Raw genomic sequence first — 18,071 nt, forward strand, 5'->3', positions numbered from 1 at the left:
AACTATGGATTTTCCATAATGCAACATTCTGTATTTTTAACTTGCAACTTTCTGCAAAAAGTACTTGCAAAAAACAAATAAAGCCTTGGTTAGGGTATCAAAAACACCCAGTTTAAGCAGCTGGTACTCCGGCAGCGAAAAGGCAGCGTCTCTAAACTCTGCTATCAGTCGGGTGGCATTATCAAGCGCCTGTTGCAGAAGATGGATGATGTCTTCTGCTTTTGCGATGATAGATGGTATGATTGCGGTCTTCTTAACGCATTTTGAATGGATATTCTGTGATGCTTTTAGTGGCAAATAATGAAGTAAAATTGGATCTGTAAGGAGAATGCTGAAAACATGAAAAGAAAGTACTACATCGATTTAACTTTGTTAATTATAATGATAATATTATTCGTTGCCACAGCAACAAAGATTGCTGATTATGGTTACTTAGTCGCCTTTTCCGCTTTTTTGATTTTTTCAATTTACGAAAACTTAAAATTCAAGATAGTCCTTGAATATCCCTATGAAGGAAGTCAAAGCATTTTCGAAATATTGATGTTTATAATGGTATTGACTGGAAAAATTACATTCATTATAAGTCTGGGAAATGTAGTCTATGTCAATCCAAATGAGAATTTAGATATGATTGTATATGGCTTGTTAATATTACTAATAAATACATACATATTTACGACGACATCTTACATCCAATCGGATAATCTAATCTATCATTTTAATAAACCGGTAAAACTTGAATTTATTTCAGGATATGAAGTGAGAGAAAAAGCACTTGATACCTATTATTGCAACATCTACCTAAAGAGTAACAAGATCCTTTCGTTAAGGCTAAGTGAAAGTAGTTACCAGAAATTAGAACATTACTACTGATGCTGTTTACGGCGTAAGTTATTCTGGCGTTTCATATTTTGCCAACATCAAAGAAATTTTTGCTTTCAATTTTATCTTGATGGGCTAGTACGGGTACTTATCGATTCATAGTTTTGACTTAAAATGTATTGTAATTAGAGGTGGTATGGAATGACAAAGGAAACGATATGGCTAGTATTTAAAGTAACGGTTAGTGTGCTGATTATCGGTTTATTAAATTATTACCTGATATCAGGTAATAGTTTAAGCATGCAGATCGGTTTTGTTCTTCTGGGGATATTAATCATCCTAAATATCTTTTTTAAGCAATCAAAAAAAAGAATCGAAAAAGTTGTGTACACCATATGTGCAGTGCTTTTGATGCTGATCGGTGCACGTTCATATGGAATGGATCGTTTCGAACCATTTTCAGATCGTGCTACAGATATTACCTATGAAATTCGAACATCATTAAAAAATGCGAATGGAAATTTTTCGGATATGGCAATTGTTACAGGAAAACATGGGTGGGATCGATTATATCTCCTTCCACCTCGTACGGATGTAAATAAGTTTTTAAAAAAGAAGAATCTTACTTGGCAAGGTGACAAAAAAGAGAATATAAAATACCAGGATGACACAGCACTTTTGATATTTACGCTTGGTTATAAAGTTAGCTGCTATGCTGAAATTAAAAGCGAAGATAGTACAGCAAATTTTTCTGAAGTCGCTCAAGTCAATAATTTTATTAACTCATTCAAAGATGACTAGTATGGTACTATTTAGTCAGAGGAGAATGATAATATGAATAAAAAAATATTGAAAATTGGTCTAATGATCGGGTATCTGCTGTTTTTTATACTGATGGATTTTTGGGTTATAACCATTCAAAACAGCTTTATTACGATGGAACCGCTGAGCACCGTTTTTTATTTTAGTCGCTATAGGGGGATGATACTGATTGGCTTTTTTAAATGGTTTGTGCTTGGTTTTCTGCTACATTTTCTGAGTGAGAGAAAAAAGTTGAGATTCAAAGTTGACATCATTTATTTTGCTATTGCAATTATGTGCGCAGCGATATATTATATGATAAATTTTTGTATTCTTGTTCCAATACCAACGATTTATAGTGGGAAATATATGATTCAATTGATGTGCCTCATTCCGATTTTATCCGGATTTTTTATGTTTGAAGGTTTGTTTTCAAACGAAACATCTTCTTAATGCAATGTATCAATACAAACAATAGAATAATAAAGAGATTACATAAAAAGAAAGGTGTTTATTTTGAATATATTAAAAAAAATCTACCCATACTTTATTATACCATTAATAATGTTGTATATTAATATTATTGACAAGATGAGATTTTTATATAAGAACAGTCCTATAAATTCAAACTTTAATTCAACCTTGCCATTTTTTATCAGTGATGGGTTTTTCTTTACGGATGTTACGATGCCTCTGATTAGCATGATGTTTGGAATGTTGTTAGAATTATTGACCAGAAAACCAGCAGCACTTAAAATTAAGATAAATGGATCGTTTATGACTATAGCATTTATTGTTGGATTTTTATATTATATGCCGTATACACCAGCATTTGTTCTATTTACATATATAAATGTTAATCCGGTTTTGATTAGGAGTGCACCAGCCGTTTATCTCATCCCAACCCTTGCTGGATTTTGTTTGACAAAAGGCTTACTTGCTTCAAAAGAAAGTGCAAATGACTAACTTGGATTCGCCTAAATAGAATCCACATTGTTCAAAGGAAAAATAAAAAATTATACAAGCATACAATACGCTCTGGCTTTGGCATTTGCCGGAGTTTTTTTAGTCTATACAAAAAAAAGCGACTGTGGGATAATAAACAAAACGGATATGAGTGAGGTCGCACAAATGAGAATATTACATACCGCCGATTGGCATTTAGGAAAAAATATTGAAGGTCACAGCCGGATGGATGAGCAGGCCTGCTTTCTGGCGGACTTTGTTAAAATAGTCAGGGAAGAAAAAATAGATCTACTGATCATTGCTGGAGATGTTTATGATAGCTATAACCCACCGGCCAGAGCTGAGGAATTGTTTTATGAGACCCTAAAGCAATTATCCGACGGTGGGAAACGGCTGATTCTGGTGATTGCCGGCAATCACGACAATCCCCAGCGCCTTGAAGCGCCGGGACCGCTGGCCCGGGATCACGGTATTCTGATGGCCGGGGTGCCAAAGACCATCATTCCAACCGGGGTGTATGGCAAACATCAGGTGGTGGAATCCGGGGAAGGTTATGTGGAGATTGAAATCAACGGCGAACGGGCTGTGATACTGCTGCTGCCTTATCCCAGTGAGAAACGGCTCAATGAGGTTTTATATGATCTGACCACCGCCGACGATGAAAATCAAAAATCCTACAGTGACCGGATCCGAACCTATTTTTCGCAATTGGAGTCTCATTTCAGAGACGATACCATTAATCTGGTGACCACCCATATCTTTGCCATGGGCAGCGAGGAAGCCGGATCAGAGCGGACTATTCAGCTTGGTGGCACCTATATTGTCGATGGCCAGTGCTTTCCCGAAAAAGCCCATTACATCGCCTTGGGACATATTCATAAACCGCAGGTGATTCCCGGCACCAATGGCCGGGGACGCTATGCCGGTTCACCGATTCATTTTAACCGCCGGGAAATCGCCTATGGAAAAAAATGCATGGTGGTGGAAATTGTCGTTGCAGAGGGCGTTACCGTTAAAAATGAGATCCGCGAAATTGAACTAAAAGTTTATAAGCCTATCGAGGTCTGGAAATGCGAGAATGTCGATGATGCCATTGCCAGATGCAAAGCTAATGGGGAGCGATCCTGTTGGGTTTATCTGGAAATTGAGACCGATCACTATATCCGGGAAGATGAAATCAAAAAGATGAAAGCATATAAGGATGATATTCTGGAGGTGATCCCCCGGCTGACCACCTTAGAAACCGAGGCCAGCCTGGAAGCGCTGACAGAAAAGTCCTTTGGGGATGTGTTTAAAGAATTTTACCGCCGTGAAAGGGGCACTGAAGCCGATGATGAGGTTCTAAAACTGCTGCTTTCACTGGTTGCTGAGGAGGATAAACAATGAGACCAATCCGACTAAAAATTAAAGGGATTAATAGTTTTCAGGAAGAACAGCTCATTGATTTTGAGACTCTGACCCAGGCCGGGATTTTTGGTATTTTCGGACCCACCGGCAGCGGTAAGTCTACCATTCTGGATGGCATTACCTTGGCGCTTTATGGCAAACTGTCCCGAAACAGCAGTAATTATATCAATGTCAACGATGAAAAGGCCAGCGTGGTGTATGAGTTTGTCATCGCCGGGCAGGAAGAGAAAACCTATCAGGTCAGCCGCGAGTTTAAGCGCAATAAAAATGAGGGCATCAATCAGGGAAAATGTCAGCTGCTGGAATTAAGACCCGAAGGGGCATTGGTGCTGGCGGATAAAACCACCGAGGTGACCAGTGCCTGTGAGGAAATTATTGGTTTGGGTCTCACCGATTTTACCCGGACCGTGGTGCTGCCACAGGGAAAATTCAGTGATTTCTTAAAGCTGGAAGGAAAGCCCCGGCGGGATATGTTGGAGCGGCTTTTTAACCTATCCAAATATGGGGATGATCTCTCCAACCGTCTGAAAACAGAAAGAATCAATGAGGTTGAAAAGCTCAACCAGATCGTCGGCAGCATGAAGACCTATGAAGGCGTTACACCAGAAGTGCTGGCCGAAAAGAAGAGCAGCTACGAGCAAAACCATCAGCTGCTTAAAGAAAACCAGCAACGGTTTGATAAGCTGAGTACCCAATTATCTGAAGCCAAGGTTTTAATGGGTTTACTCACTGAGCAGAAGAACGTCAAAGACGAAGTCCGAAATCTTGAAACAAAGCAAATAGAAATCACCGAAAAAGAACAGCAGCTGGCGCTGGGGAAAAAGGCCCTGGAAGTGCGACCTTTTCTGGAAGCGTTTAAAACCCTCAAAAACCAGGTTCAAGAAAGCGGAAGCAGTCTGCTTGGCAGTGAAGACAAACTGGCACAACTGCTGTTGGAAAAAGAAGATTGTGAAAAGAGCTTTAGTCAAACCGACGCGTATAAAAGCGAAAATCTCTTTAAATTTCAGAGCAAGTTGGAAAAGGTGGCCGATGCCATTATCTGGAAAGAAGCCCAGTTGGCTCTGGAAACGGAAATCCATGATCTGAATAAAAAAATGGATGCGAAAAATCATCAGAAGATCAGCCTGGAAAATGAAAAAGCACGACTGATTCAGAAAATGGAAAAGGTAAAAAAGCAGCTTAATGAGCAGCGTCTAGAGGAAAGAAAGTGTCGGATCGAACCGGATCATCGCGAAAAAATCAGTCGGGGGATTGATATCACCAAAGAAATTGCGCGGCTGAAAAACGAAATCGAAAATGATGAAAAGCGTTTGTTAAAAAACCAAAGCGAAATCGATAAACTGCTCGAAAGCGGGAAAAACCTTGAAGAACAAAGACAGTTTTTAGCAAGCGAACAGTCAGCTATCGAACAGGAACTTAACACCCATGAAAAAAATCGACCGGCTACCTGGGACAGTATCGGCAAGCAAAAAGAAGCGATCATTAGCAGCAAAAACCGTTTTCTCAAACAAAGAGAGAGCAAAGAGAGCCTTGCGGCACTGGAAAAGCAGATTGACACCCTGGTTCAGTCCATTGAGTCGAAAAAGTCGACTGAAAAGCTGTTAAAAGAAAAAATGGCGGCAGTAGAAAAACAACTGATGCGGTTGGAAAATAAAAATATGGGGCATAAACTCAGAGAACAGCTCAGTGCCGGAGAACCCTGTCCAGTTTGCGGTTCAACCGAACATCCTCTGACGGCGGATCTGGAAGAATCGGATGATGCAATCCGGGTGGAGGTCATCAATAATACCTATTTGCAGCAGCAAAAGGAATTGGCCGAACTGACCGCGGAAATTGCCCAATTAACTGGCAGTTTTACCATTCTGGTTGAAAATCAGAAGAATTTGAAAACTGAAATCATCAGTCTTGGGGAAGCTATTCCCGAAGGGCAACCGGAGTTACTGGAGGTCGCTAATACTGAGCTAATTAAGAATCTGGAAACCTGGGAAGTGTTGCTAAAAAAACTGGAAACCCGGAATCATGAAGCAAAAAACCAGTTATTAAAGCTAGAAGGAGATCTCAAAGAAAAAGCGGCAACCAAAGAAGCCCTGTTTCTTCAGACCCAGGAAGTGAATGAACTTAAAAAGAAGAAGGAAACAGCATTCACGGAGCTGACAGCAGAAGGAGCCCAATTAAGAATAAAGCTAATGGCTCCAAAAGCCTTTGATTTTGATGCCGCCAATGAAACCATTAAAAAGAGGGATGCGTGGCGGGGCGAATTAATGGATAGCCTTGAAAAGCTGGAAAAAGGGCTTGCTGCCCATCAGCAGCAGTTGGAGAAACTCAGCGAAACCATTCATGACATTAACCGCCAGGTGCAGGAATTCTTGCTGCTCATTGGTGAAAAGGCCAGGCAGTTTAAAGAAAAAAGAACCGCCATTGAGGAAAAACTGGGAAAAGATTATGAGCTGAAAGAGCTGGGTGAATTAAAAGATAAATTTATCGGTAACATCAAATGGATTGAAAATGCCTGGGCCACGGCGAAGAAAAAACTGGAATCGGCCCGGGAAGAGTATGGCAAAACCCAGGAAACGGTGACCATTAAAAAAGCCAATCTTAAGACCCTGCAAAGCCAATTTGAGACGACTGAAACAGCCCTGAAAAAGCAGTTAAATACCCTGGGCTTTAAAGATCTGATCACTGCTCAAAATGCTTGCATTGCGGAGGATAGCATTAAAAATCTGGCAGCGGATATTGAGGGTTATTATCAGAACCGGACTAAATTAAGTGGCAAGCTGGAAGATCTGAACAAAAAAATTGATGGCAGAGCGATGACCACCTCGGCTTATGATGAGATTGTTACCTCCCATCAATTGTTAGAAGAAAGCATTGAACAGCAGAAGGGCCTGGAAATCCGGTTAAAAACCAGCATTGACGATTTAGAAAAACGCCTGGCGGAGCTGGCAAGCTATTTAGCCGAAAAGGAAAAAGTGGATCACCGGCTGGCACTAATTGCCGATCTGGAAAAACTGTTTTCCGGCAAGCGCTTTGTCGAATTTGTCGCCGTTTCCCGGCTCAAGTACATCTCCATTGAAGCATCGAAACGGCTTACCGAGATCAGTAACGGCAATTACGGACTGGAAGCCGATGATGAGGGGAAATTCATTATCCGGGACTACAAAAACGGCGGGGCCGCCCGGGATGCTTCAACATTATCAGGCGGGGAAACCTTTCTGGCTTCCTTATCATTAGCGCTGGCGCTTTCCGCTGAAATACAGTTAAAAGGACGGGCACCACTGGAATTTTTCTTCCTCGATGAGGGCTTTGGCTCCCTCCATGAAGATGCCCTGGAGGTGGTGATGAACTCCATCGAAATGCTCCATAACGACCGCCTGAAGGTGGGGATCATCAGCCATGTGGAATCGATCAAGAACCGGATGCCGGTCAAACTGCTGATTACCCCCGGTGAGGCCGGTGTCGGCGGCAGTAAGGTGCGGATTGAAAAATAAAACGGATTGAAAACTAATAGGACGAAGATGACAAAGAATTATACGATCAAACATTCAAAACGAAAAACCATGGGCCTCTATATTACCAAAAATGCCGAAATTGAGGTTCGGGTTCCCAACGGAACGCCTAAAAAAGTCATTGCGGATTTTGTGAACCAGCATCAACACTGGATTAACACCCATTATGGGGCAGTGGCACGACAGGCAGAAGAACGGGCGAATTTCAAGCTGTGCTTTGGTACCAAGCTGCTTTTTCTGGGCCGCGAATTCTCCCTGGTGCCGGTCGAAAAACCGACCTATGGCTATGATGGCCAGTGTTTCTACGCTTACGCTCAGATGTCGGCCGAGGAATTAAAAACCAGTCTGGTGGGTATCTACCGAACGCTGGCAAAAAAGGTGCTCAGCACGATGGTGGAAGATCTGGGAAAACATATGGGACTAAAACCCAAGGCCGTCAAAATAAATGGTGCAAGAACCCGGTGGGGTTCCTGCTCCAGTGCCGGCAATCTTAATTTTTCCTGGTATCTGGTGATGGCTGAAGAAACCACCATTCGTTATGTGGTCGTTCATGAGCTGGCCCATCTCATTGAAATGAACCATTCTTCTCACTTTTGGAAAATTGTTGAACAAGTACTCCCCAATTATAAAGTGGAACGGGAAAAGCTTAAAAAACTTCAGAAAAAATTGAGCGTTCAGAGCTGGGAATAAGCTGGAGCGCTGAGATTAGGGTTGAATCTAGAGTGCCGTATCGAGCAATTATTAATCCCTTGTATGCTACAGGGTCGGACAGGCTATCACCTGTTCGCCCCAACGCATACAATCAGATATAACAATGGTTGGTACTCGGTTAATGATCTAACAGATGCAAGTGGGAGAACCCCCCGCTTATTTTTTTTCAAAAAAACTTGACAGACAGTACGGAAATGGTTATAGTGTGAATATAGTATATACACACTATAACATAAGAAATGAGGTGACTTGTTGAACATCGCCATCAGCAATTCCAGCGACAAACCGATTTATGAGCAAATTGCTATGCAGATCAAGAAGATGATTATCAGCGGTGAGCTGAGTCCCGGGGACGCCTTGCCAAGTATGCGTTTTCTGGCCAAGGAGCTGCGGATCAGCGTGATTACCACCAAGCGCGCCTATTCGGATCTGGAGCGGGATGGGTTTATTGAAACAGTCACTGGTAAGGGCAGTTTTGTCGCTAACCAGAATTTGTCGTTTATCCGGGAAGAGCAACTAAGACTGGTCGAAGAGCTGCTGCAGAAAGCGGTCGATATTGCCAGAAGCAGTGATATTTCCTGGGAGGAACTCAGTGAGCTGTTAGAACTATTGTATAAGGGAGAATAACATGACGAATGCCATCGAAATTAAAAATTTAAATAAAAATTATAAAGATTTTAAGCTAAAAGATGTCAGCTTTAAGGTGCCCAGAGGCAGCATTGTTGGCTTTATTGGTGAGAATGGGGCCGGCAAAACGACAACCATTAAAGCCATGCTTAATCTGGTCAGGCGGGATGGGGGAACCATTGAAATGCTGGGAATGGACGCCTTAAAAGATGAGAAAAAAATCAAAGAATCCCTCGGTGTTGTGATGGATGGGTGTAACTTCCACGATAATTTAAAGACTGGTGATATCTCTAAGATGCTGGCCAGTATTTACAGAAATTGGAATGTGCAATTATTTCAGAACTACCTGAAAAAATTCAATCTTCCAGAAAATAAGATTATCAAGGAATTTTCCCGGGGGATGAAAATGAAGCTGCAGATTGCGGTGGCACTATCCCACGAACCGGAGTTATTGATTTTAGACGAAGCCACCAGTGGACTGGACCCGATTGTCCGGGAGGAAATTTTGGACGTCTTTATGGAGTTTATCCAGGATGAAAAACATGCCATTTTGATATCCTCTCACATCACCAGTGATCTCGATAAGATCGCCGATTATATTGTCTTTATCCATCAGGGTGAAATATTATTGGATGAGGAAAAAGAGACCCTGCTGTCTAAAATGGGGGTTCTTAAATGCGGAGAAGAAGATTTTCGAAGGCTCGAAAAAAACGAGTATATCCGCTATCGCAAAAACCAGTTCAGCTTTGAGGTACTGGTTAACGATAAGGTTGCCATTAAAAAGAAATATCCCGAGACCGTTGTGGATGGGGTAACCATTGAAGAAATGATGCTATTTTATGTAAGGGGGGAAAAATAATGAAGGGACTCATTTTAAAAGATCTGATTAATTTAAAAAGTACATTTAAAATGCTGGGATTAATGATTACCCTTTTTGCAGTTATTTACATACCCCAGGGAAATGGTTTTATCTTTGGTATGATTATCCTGATGTTTGCGATGATGGTGGTGACCACGATTAGTTATGACGATCTGGCTAAGTGGGATGCCTACGCCTTGACCATGCCAGTGACCCAAAAAGAAATGGTGCTCAGTAAATACCTGGTGATGGCGCTCTTAAACACCCTGGGGGCAGTCTTAGCACTGATTGTCGGTATCGTTGGAAACATGATCATGAGACAAAGCTTTTCGATGGAAATTCTGGTCATTATCGGGGTGCTCTATTTAGTTGCTTTTTGTTATGGTTCATTGATAGTTCCGCTGATTTACCAGTTTGGCGCCGAAAAAGCCCGACTGATGCTGATTTTAAGTGCCTTAATTCCCACCGGCCTGATTCTGTTGTTGACACAGATGCAGATCCCGCTACCAGAAGCGATCAATCCATTGATTTATTTCTTTTTGTTGCTTGGTTTTACCGTCATAATGGTGTTCGGTTCCTATCTTATTTCGTTACGGATTTATAGTAACAAAGAATTTTAGAAAAATTCGGCAAAATATACGGAATGGTAATAATAAGAGGGCTAAGAAATCAGCCCTCTCTGACTGTCAAAAAAGATAACCCAGTACCGACAATTGTTAAATCATGTTGTATGCATCAGAGCGGACACGGCATCGCCTGTCCGATTCTGCAGCGAACAACAGATTAACAATTGGTCGGTACGATAGTTTGTCGACAACCTCAAGGGGGTTGAAAAATCAGCCCTCTTTATAGTGTTCGCTTGGTACCAGCTTGTTAAAAGTTGGCAGCTACTCGCCCAGGCGCTCCTGCAAAAAATCTTCGAAGGCGTTGATCCCGATGCGGTCGAGAACAGCAGCGATTCGTTCACCGTCCTTACCCAGTTCAAGATAGGTTTCCAGAATTTTTTCAATCAGATTAGGAACCTCTTCGGCTGCATAAAGGTCCGTTAAACGGTCACCGAAGCGGTAACCCCGACCCATCCGGCCACCCAGATAAACGGCAATGCCGCGAACCTCTTCGGTGATCGCGCCGGTGGTGCAAACCTGAGCGCATTTGCCACAATTGACGCATTTTCGTTCGTTCCAGAGGAGCTTTTGATTGAGCATCGTTAGCGATTGAGCGCGACAGACCTTGGTGCATTTGCCACAGTTTATACAGGCATTCCAGTCAAATTGAACATAGGATTGTCCGACGAGACCGATGTCATTGGTGTTCGCTTTGGCACAATTATTGGGGCAGCCCACAAAGGTGATTTTAGTTTTGGCGTGAAGATCCCGACCGAAGAATTGGTCATGACAAACGCTGCACAGCTTTTGGGTGTCATAAAGACCATGTTGACAAACCGTACCCTTACAGGCGACCAGGGGCCGAATTTTCTTACCGGTGCCACCGTAAACCAATCCTCCGGCGGTGAGAGCTGATTTAACCGCTTCAATATCAGAATAAGCGATCCAAGGTATTTCAATGGCCAATCGAGTGGTTTCACCCAGATAACCCCGACCATATTTCTTGGCGATTTCCGCCAGAGTCTGGAATTCTGCGGAGGTGAAATTTCCGGCCCGACTTAAAATCCGGATCGAAAAATAACCCTCCTGTTGCTGGGCTAAGATTCCCTGGGCTTTCAATGCTGCAATTTCATTTTGTGTGATCACGCGGTTACCTGCTTTCGTTTAAAGGGTTGAGGCAGTTCTAAAAAATAAGTGATCATTGATGCGATCTTTACGCATATCGCCGCGGACCAGTTACTTTTTTTAATGCCGATAGTCTATTTTCTCTATTGTATGCCTTATTTCTAAAAACAATATTAAATTTTACCATCGTAAAAGGCCAGAGTTGTGTTAAAATAAACTAGATCAAAAAAAGAAATAAGGAGTGACTATGTTAAAACTTGAACAGGTTTCAAAGACCTATGGAAATAAGAATGAGAAAGCAGTTGATAACATCAGCTTTGAAGTGCATCCCGGCGAAATTTTCGGATTTGTGGGGCCTAACGGTGCTGGAAAAACGACCACCATTAAAATGATTGTCAGCTTGCTGGCCCCCAATGGCGGTAAAATAACGATCAATGGGATTGATAATCAGAAAGACATCTTGAACGCAAAAAAACAATTCAGCTATGTCCCGGATACCCCAGAACTGTTTGAAAAGATTAAAGGTATCGAATATTTAAAATTCATGGCCGATGTGTTTCAGGTAGCCGCTACCGAAAGACAGGAACGGATCGAGAAATATCTGGATATTTTTGAAATCAAGGATGCCGTCAACGATCCGATTGGATCCTTTTCCCATGGGATGAAGCAGAAACTGGCATTGGTGGGGGCACTCATTCATAATCCCCAGCTCTTTATACTGGACGAGCCGATGGTCGGTCTTGATCCGAAGGCGTCTTTTGAACTAAAAAAAATCATGCGTGATCATTGCGATAGCGGACGATCGGTTTTCTTTTCCACCCATGTACTGGATGTGGCCGAAAAAATCTGTGACCGGATTGCCATAATTAAAAAGGGAAAGATCATTGAGGTGGGAACCATGGCCGAAATTCGTGAAAAAGCCGGGAGCCAGGAATCACTTGAAAATATTTTCCTGGAGTTGACAGAATAATGAAAGAAATTATCAGTTTGACCAGACTTTTTATTAATGAATCCTTGGGGATATCGTTGTTTTTTTATAATCAGAAATACAATAAAAAGGAATTCTATAAACAACTCTTTACCCTGATTATTGTTCCAGTGGCCTTGATACCGGCATATTTTATGTTTATCTCGTTGATGACGGCCACCTATATTGGGCTTTCAATGATTGATCAGACTTCAGTTTTTTTGAGTGTCGGCTACATCATGGCAACGGTGCTGATTTTCGTTTTTGGAATTATGTATATTCTTTCGGAGTTTTATTTCTCCGATAACATGGAAGAGCTGATCCCACTGCCGATCAGCCCGCGAAAGCTGATTTTCGCTAAATTTCTTAGTATCCTGGTGTTTGAGTATGCTTTTGCAGGCTTTGTTTTTCTGCCCATTCTGATCATTTACGGGATCGGCCAGGGAATGGGGCTGATTTATCTGCTACTATCATTTTTGGTATTTTTAACCATTCCAGTGTTGCCACTTTCAATGGTGACTGCTCTGGTTATGCTGGTGATGCAATCGGCGTCCATTAAAGGTCGTAAAGATATGCTACAGATTGTTTTTGTATTTTTAGGGATTGCCCTTATTTTTGGAGTGCAGTTCTGGTTTACCAGCCAACTTGGCAGTGGTGATGAGGTTGATTTTCAACAGCTAATCAATGGGATGCTGACCAGCAACGAGGGGCTTTTAAACACGATTGGCTATATTCTGCCGACCAGCTTTTTAATGGCCTGGGCGCTGAATAAAATTACGCTGATGTCCTTTCCCTGGGTGGGCGCGCTGTTGGTGATTACCTCGTTATCCTGCGCCCTGATGGTAGCGATTGGCGAACGGGTTTATATTAAGAGTATTGTCAGCGGAAAGATTATGAAAAAGAGCAGGAAGCTAAGCGGCGCCCAGCGAAGCAAAGCCCTTGGTAAAAAGAGCCATGGGGCGATGGCGGTGTTTACGATGGATTTGCGACTGTTGTTGCGGACGCCGGTTTACTTTTTTAATAATGTCAGCGTGGTGATCATTGCCCCGCTTTGTGTTCTCCTTAGCTTTTATTTTATCGAGATACCCGCGGAAGATTTACAGGGAATGCAGGAATTTTTCAGAGAGATGCCGATATTGATTAATTATATACTGATCGCCTTTTTTATTTTTTTTGGAGGCACCACAGCCACCACAGCGACCACCTTTTCTCGGGAAGGCAAGGCGTCCTGGCTTACCCGGATGATTCCAGTGACAGCCAACGATCAGATCGTTGGACGAACTGGTGTAGCGCTGCTGATTCAGAGTCTGGGAATTGTGTTTACAATCATCGCGATTCAATTCTTTTTTCCCTTAGCCATGTCGACGCTGCTGTTAACGGTTATCCTGGGAATTCTGGGATCATTACCGATTTTATTATTCGGTTTATTCATGGATATGAACCGCCCGCTGCTCAATTGGGATAATCCCCAGAAAGCCATTAAGAACAATATGAATGTGATTATCACACTTTTTGTCGGCATGGCTTATAGCGGGTTGTTGATCGGTGTCAGTGCTTTGTTGGGATATTTTGTCAACGACTTTCTCGGTTATGCGTTTTATACCATAATTGGTATCACAATCAGTGTTGCTTTTTTTAAGGTGATCAATAAGCGACTGGAACAGGAGTTTATGAATTTTGAAGCGTAGATTAAAGACTAAGTTAATGGTTGAGAATCATAATAGGGGTGATAACTAATTCGATAAAGGAGTTGAAGAAGATGGCTCTCGACGACGTTCAAAAGAAAGCGAATCGACTTGTTCATGAAATGAGTCCTTATTTATTACAGCATGCCTATAATCCGGTTAATTGGTATCCTTGGTCGGATGAGGCGTTTAATTTGGCCAAAAGGCAAGATAAACCTGTTTTTTTGTCGATTGGCTATAGCACCTGTCACTGGTGTCACGTGATGGAAAAAGAATCCTTTGAGGATGAAGAAGTAGCTGAAATTCTCAACAAATATTTCATCAGCATTAAGGTGGACCGGGAAGAACGGCCGGATATTGATCAGATTTATATGACCTTTTCCCAGGTCAGTACTGGTCAGGGAGGCTGGCCCCTCAATGTTTTTTTAACCGCCGATCGAAAACCCTTTTATGTGACCACCTATTTGCCCAAGCAATCTCGGCTTGGGCATCCTGGTATTATCGATGTGCTCATCGGCATCGACAGTCAGTGGCAAAAAAACAATCAAGACATTGTCCATTCAGCGAATAAGATGACAGGACTGCTCAATGATCTGGAGATGCGAAAAGAACAACCGGAATTAAAGCAGAGCATTTTTTACGATGCTTATGATTTTTTGGATGAAAGCTTTGATGATTGTTATGGTGGTTTTGGTAAGGCCCCTAAATTTCCCACCCCCCATCACCTGTTCTATTTGTTACGTTGCTATCAGGCCTTTAAACAGCCGGATGCCCTGGTGATGGTGGAAAAAACGCTGCAGCAGATGTATAAGGGTGGCATTTTTGATCATATCGGGTTTGGTTTTTCCCGCTACTCAACCGATGAACAATGGTTGGTTCCTCATTTCGAAAAAATGCTCTATGATAATGCCTTACTGATTATGGCTTATGCCGAAACCTATCAGGCCACGGGTAATGAACTCTATAAAAAAATTGCCCAGAAAACGATCACCTATGTCAATCGGGATTTACGATCACCGGAAGGCGCTTTTTATTGTGCCGAGGATGCCGACTCTGAGGGGGAAGAAGGCAAGTTTTATGTCTGGTCCACGGATAAGGTCGAAAAAATATTGGGCAAAAAGCGAGCCGAGGTCTTTTTCAAATTTTATCCAATGACGACAAAAGGAAATTTTGAGGGCAAAAATATTGCCAATATGATTGACTGTGACATTGATCTCATCGAAGCCAATCCAGAGCTTGAAAAAGCCCTCGATGAGATGACCGCCGATCTGTTTGCTCAGCGGGAAAAGCGGGTTCATCCCCATAAGGATGACAAGATCCTGACCTCATGGAATGGCCTGATGATTGCCGCTCTGGCCATGGCGGGCCGGGTTTTTAACAAATCTGTCTATATCAAACAGGCCGAAGAGACGATGGCATTTATAGAGAATAACATGACCCGGCTGAGCGGCCGACTTTATGCCCGCTATCGCAAGGGTGAGGCTAAAATTCTGGGTTATCTGGATGATTATGCCAGTGTCATCTGGGGCTATCTGGAATTATATCAGGCCACTTTTAAAACCGATTATCTGGAAAAAGCGATTGTTCGGGCAGTGGAGATGATTAATCTCTTTGGCGATGAATTTGGAACGGCGGGTTTTTTTCAGTACGGAAATGACGCTGAAAGGCTCATTGCCAGGCCCAAGGAAATCTATGATAACGCCAAGCCATCGGGAAATGCGCTGGCGGCCTATTGTTTGCTTAAAATCGGGAAAATAACCGGAGAACAAAGGTACCTCGATATTGTCAATGGCATGTTTAGCTATTTTGCCGGAAACCTGAATCAGGCACCGATGGCGAGTACCATGATGCTTTGCGTAAAATTATTCCATGAACAGCCAACCACTGAGGTGGTCTTTGCCGGTTATGAAAAAGATACCACAATCCGGGAGATGAATCGCCGATTGAATAAGCAGTTTTTGCCTTTTTCAGTGGTGCTTTTTAATAAAAGCGAAACAGATCTAAAAAAGATCAATGAATTTGCCGTCAATCAGCAGATGATTCATGGGGAACCCACCGCCTATATCTGCAAAGACTATCGCTGTGAGCAGCCAGTCAGTGATCTTGAAGCCTTTCTTAAAATTATTGAAGACTGATTAACACCCCAAAAGATGGGGTAGTAATAGAATAGTCGTAGGAAAGGTAGGAACTAGGATGAAATACAAAAAAAAAGATCAGGACACCTTATTAAAAACGTTAACGCCGGATCAATATGCGGTGACTCAGAAAAATGCCACAGAACCGCCATTTCAAAATGAGTACCATAACGAATATCGAAAAGGGCTTTATGTGGATATCACCACTGGGGAGCCGCTTTTTTCATCGAGTGACAAGTTTGAGTCGGGCTGTGGCTGGCCAAGCTTTTCTAAACCGATCGACCCGGAGCTGGTCAAAGAATTAAGTGATACGAGTTTGAGAATGAAACGAACCGAGGTCCGCAGCAGCACTGGCGATGCCCATCTGGGTCATGTTTTTGACGATGGACCCAAAGAAACTGGTGGCTTGCGGTATTGCATCAATAGCGCATCGTTGCGCTTTATTCCGGCAGACGAAATGGAAGCTCAGGGGTATGGCGACTATTTGGAATTGGTAGATTAATCGGTTTATCGCGAAAGCGACGATTCTATAAATAATAAGGGGTAAAAAAGATGAACACAGTTGAATTTGCAATAAAAATGGAACATGATGGCGAAAAATATTATCGGGGACTAGCAGAAGAGAATAAGGATAATTCACTTAATGCCGTATTTTTATTATTGGCCGATGATGAAAAAGATCATGCGGCACTACTAAAAAAAGAGCTCGACAAAGTAAATTATGAATTAGGTGACAATGAAGCACTCGCGAATACTGACAACGTCTTTAAAAATAAGGGTGATTTTAAAAAAAGATTCAAAGAAATACCCAAGCAATTAGATGCTTACCGAATGGCGCTACAAATGGAAAAAGACAGTATTGAACTGTATGAAAAATTATTCGAAGAATCGACAGAGGCACAGATAAAAAAATTATTTGGCTATCTGGTTAAGCAGGAAGAAAATCATTATAATATTTTTGCTAACCTGATTACCCTGGTTGAACGTCCAGAGGAATGGGTGGAAGACGCTGAATTTGGAATCCGGGAAGAATATTAAAACACGTTGTAATAGATTGCTTTTAGGCTAAAGTGAAAATTCCATAAAAAGGGATTAAACTGTCTTTTTCAAGACAGTTTAATCCCTTTTTGTGAAAGAAATTGTAAACAAATGAAAAGTTTGTTACAATGGTGCTATTGCAAATAAAAAGGGGAAGGTAATCAATGGCGGTTTATATATTTGATCGGATAGACGAATTTTCAGATGATCTTTTTAGAAGTAGTTTGAGGTTACTTCCTGCCGAACGTCAAAACAAGGCAACAGCTTATCGTCAGAAAATTGACCAAAAGCTTTCGGTATTGGGATATGTTTTATTAAACTATGGGATAAAAAGCGAGTATGGTGTTTCGGGGGCAATACAGTTCAGTTATTCCGAGCGGGGCAAACCATTTCTAATCGATTATCCCCAGATCCATTTCAATATTAGCCATTGTAAAAAAGGGGTTATCTGCGCCGTGCATCACTCAGCGGTCGGGGTCGACGTTGAAACAGTTGAAAACTATGATCCGGAACTTGCCGGACATGTTTGTAATGAAAATGAACTGAAACTAATTAATGAAAGTGATAACAAAGCGCTGACCTTTACAAAAATCTGGACAAAAAAGGAAAGTCTGCTAAAAAAAACAGGAATTGGACTGAGCGATCATTTAAAAACGATCGATACCGTTGATTCGGAAGCCATTGTACTGGTGGACCCGGCTGAAGCCTATGTGTTTTCGATCGCCGGTATGTCGTTAGTTCAGCTGGGTTTAAGAAGCGAGATTTTCAGAGCATAATAATAACATGAAAATTAGTCGCTTGAAATCGATCACAAAGT

At 42.0% G+C, this 18,071-nt stretch carries 16 protein-coding genes; 15 read left to right on the forward strand and 1 reads right to left on the reverse strand.

Translation table 11 applies throughout. The features are described from left to right. The first annotated feature begins 1,023 nt into the window (after window positions 1–1,023). The 9 genes from U2P91_RS15500 (at window position 1,024) to U2P91_RS15540 (ending at window position 10,319) form a co-directional block, all read left to right on the forward strand. Window positions 1,024–1,623: a hypothetical protein gene (locus tag U2P91_RS15500; protein WP_111889209.1), complete on the forward strand. Its 600-nt coding sequence runs from the start codon at window positions 1,024–1,026 to the stop codon at window positions 1,621–1,623. Between the two features lie 33 nt (window positions 1,624–1,656). Next, window positions 1,657–2,076, forward strand: a complete 420-nt coding sequence (locus U2P91_RS15505) for a hypothetical protein (protein ID WP_111889210.1) — start codon at window positions 1,657–1,659, stop codon at window positions 2,074–2,076. Between the two features lie 63 nt (window positions 2,077–2,139). Next, entirely contained in the window at window positions 2,140–2,589 is a 450-nt protein-coding gene (locus U2P91_RS15510; protein WP_111889211.1) for a hypothetical protein, read from the forward strand. Window positions 2,590–2,754: 165 nt separating this feature from the next. Then, the gene (locus tag U2P91_RS15515; RefSeq protein ID WP_111889800.1) at window positions 2,755–3,975 is read left to right on the forward strand and encodes an exonuclease SbcCD subunit D; all 1,221 of its coding nucleotides are present in this window, start codon (window positions 2,755–2,757) and stop codon (window positions 3,973–3,975) included. Further along, window positions 3,972–7,484, forward strand: a complete 3,513-nt coding sequence (locus U2P91_RS15520; protein WP_111889212.1) for an AAA family ATPase — start codon at window positions 3,972–3,974, stop codon at window positions 7,482–7,484. Before U2P91_RS15515 ends, U2P91_RS15520 begins: the two co-directional genes overlap by 4 nt. Before the next feature lie 27 nt (window positions 7,485–7,511). Beyond that, on the forward strand, window positions 7,512–8,192 hold the full coding sequence (locus U2P91_RS15525) for a M48 family metallopeptidase (RefSeq protein WP_111889213.1): 681 nt from the start codon (window positions 7,512–7,514) through the stop codon (window positions 8,190–8,192). A gap of 273 nt (window positions 8,193–8,465) precedes the next feature. Further along, complete coding sequence (locus U2P91_RS15530) at window positions 8,466–8,840, forward strand: GntR family transcriptional regulator (RefSeq protein WP_111889214.1); 375 nt, start codon at window positions 8,466–8,468, stop codon at window positions 8,838–8,840. Window position 8,841: 1 nt separating this feature from the next. After that, window positions 8,842–9,699, forward strand: a complete 858-nt coding sequence (locus tag U2P91_RS15535; protein WP_111889215.1) for an ABC transporter ATP-binding protein — start codon at window positions 8,842–8,844, stop codon at window positions 9,697–9,699. Then, window positions 9,699–10,319, forward strand: coding sequence for an ABC-2 transporter permease (locus U2P91_RS15540; RefSeq protein ID WP_111889216.1), 621 nt, complete (start codon window positions 9,699–9,701; stop codon window positions 10,317–10,319). Before U2P91_RS15535 ends, U2P91_RS15540 begins: the two co-directional genes overlap by 1 nt. Window positions 10,320–10,586: 267 nt before the next feature. Here U2P91_RS15540 and U2P91_RS15545 read toward each other — a convergent pair whose 3' ends face one another. Then, window positions 10,587–11,450 (reverse strand): 4Fe-4S binding protein, encoded by an 864-nt coding sequence (locus U2P91_RS15545; protein ID WP_111889217.1) that lies wholly within the window; start codon window positions 11,448–11,450, stop codon window positions 10,587–10,589. Window positions 11,451–11,676: 226 nt separating this feature from the next. Between U2P91_RS15545 and U2P91_RS15550 the strand changes: the two genes are divergently transcribed. The 6 genes from U2P91_RS15550 (at window position 11,677) to U2P91_RS15575 (ending at window position 18,030) form a co-directional block, all read left to right on the forward strand. Further along, entirely contained in the window at window positions 11,677–12,399 is a 723-nt protein-coding gene (locus U2P91_RS15550; protein ID WP_111889218.1) for an ABC transporter ATP-binding protein, read from the forward strand. After that, window positions 12,399–14,084: a putative ABC transporter permease subunit gene (locus tag U2P91_RS15555; protein WP_111889219.1), complete on the forward strand. Its 1,686-nt coding sequence runs from the start codon at window positions 12,399–12,401 to the stop codon at window positions 14,082–14,084. The genes U2P91_RS15550 and U2P91_RS15555 overlap by 1 nt, the downstream gene beginning before the upstream one ends. 71 nt (window positions 14,085–14,155) lie before the next feature. After that, window positions 14,156–16,216 (forward strand): thioredoxin domain-containing protein, encoded by a 2,061-nt coding sequence (locus tag U2P91_RS15560; protein ID WP_111889220.1) that lies wholly within the window; start codon window positions 14,156–14,158, stop codon window positions 16,214–16,216. 58 nt (window positions 16,217–16,274) lie between these two features. Beyond that, complete coding sequence (gene msrB / locus U2P91_RS15565; protein WP_111889221.1) at window positions 16,275–16,718, forward strand: peptide-methionine (R)-S-oxide reductase MsrB; 444 nt, start codon at window positions 16,275–16,277, stop codon at window positions 16,716–16,718. Window positions 16,719–16,768: 50 nt separating this feature from the next. Further along, complete coding sequence (locus U2P91_RS15570) at window positions 16,769–17,254, forward strand: ferritin-like domain-containing protein (RefSeq protein ID WP_111889222.1); 486 nt, start codon at window positions 16,769–16,771, stop codon at window positions 17,252–17,254. A gap of 164 nt (window positions 17,255–17,418) precedes the next feature. Beyond that, the gene (locus U2P91_RS15575; protein ID WP_111889223.1) at window positions 17,419–18,030 is read left to right on the forward strand and encodes a 4'-phosphopantetheinyl transferase family protein; all 612 of its coding nucleotides are present in this window, start codon (window positions 17,419–17,421) and stop codon (window positions 18,028–18,030) included. Window positions 18,031–18,071: the final 41 nt, after the last annotated feature.

It is taken from the genome of Acetobacterium sp. K1/6 (assembly GCF_034438075.1).
Lineage (GTDB): Bacteria > Bacillota > Clostridia > Eubacteriales > Eubacteriaceae > Acetobacterium > Acetobacterium carbinolicum.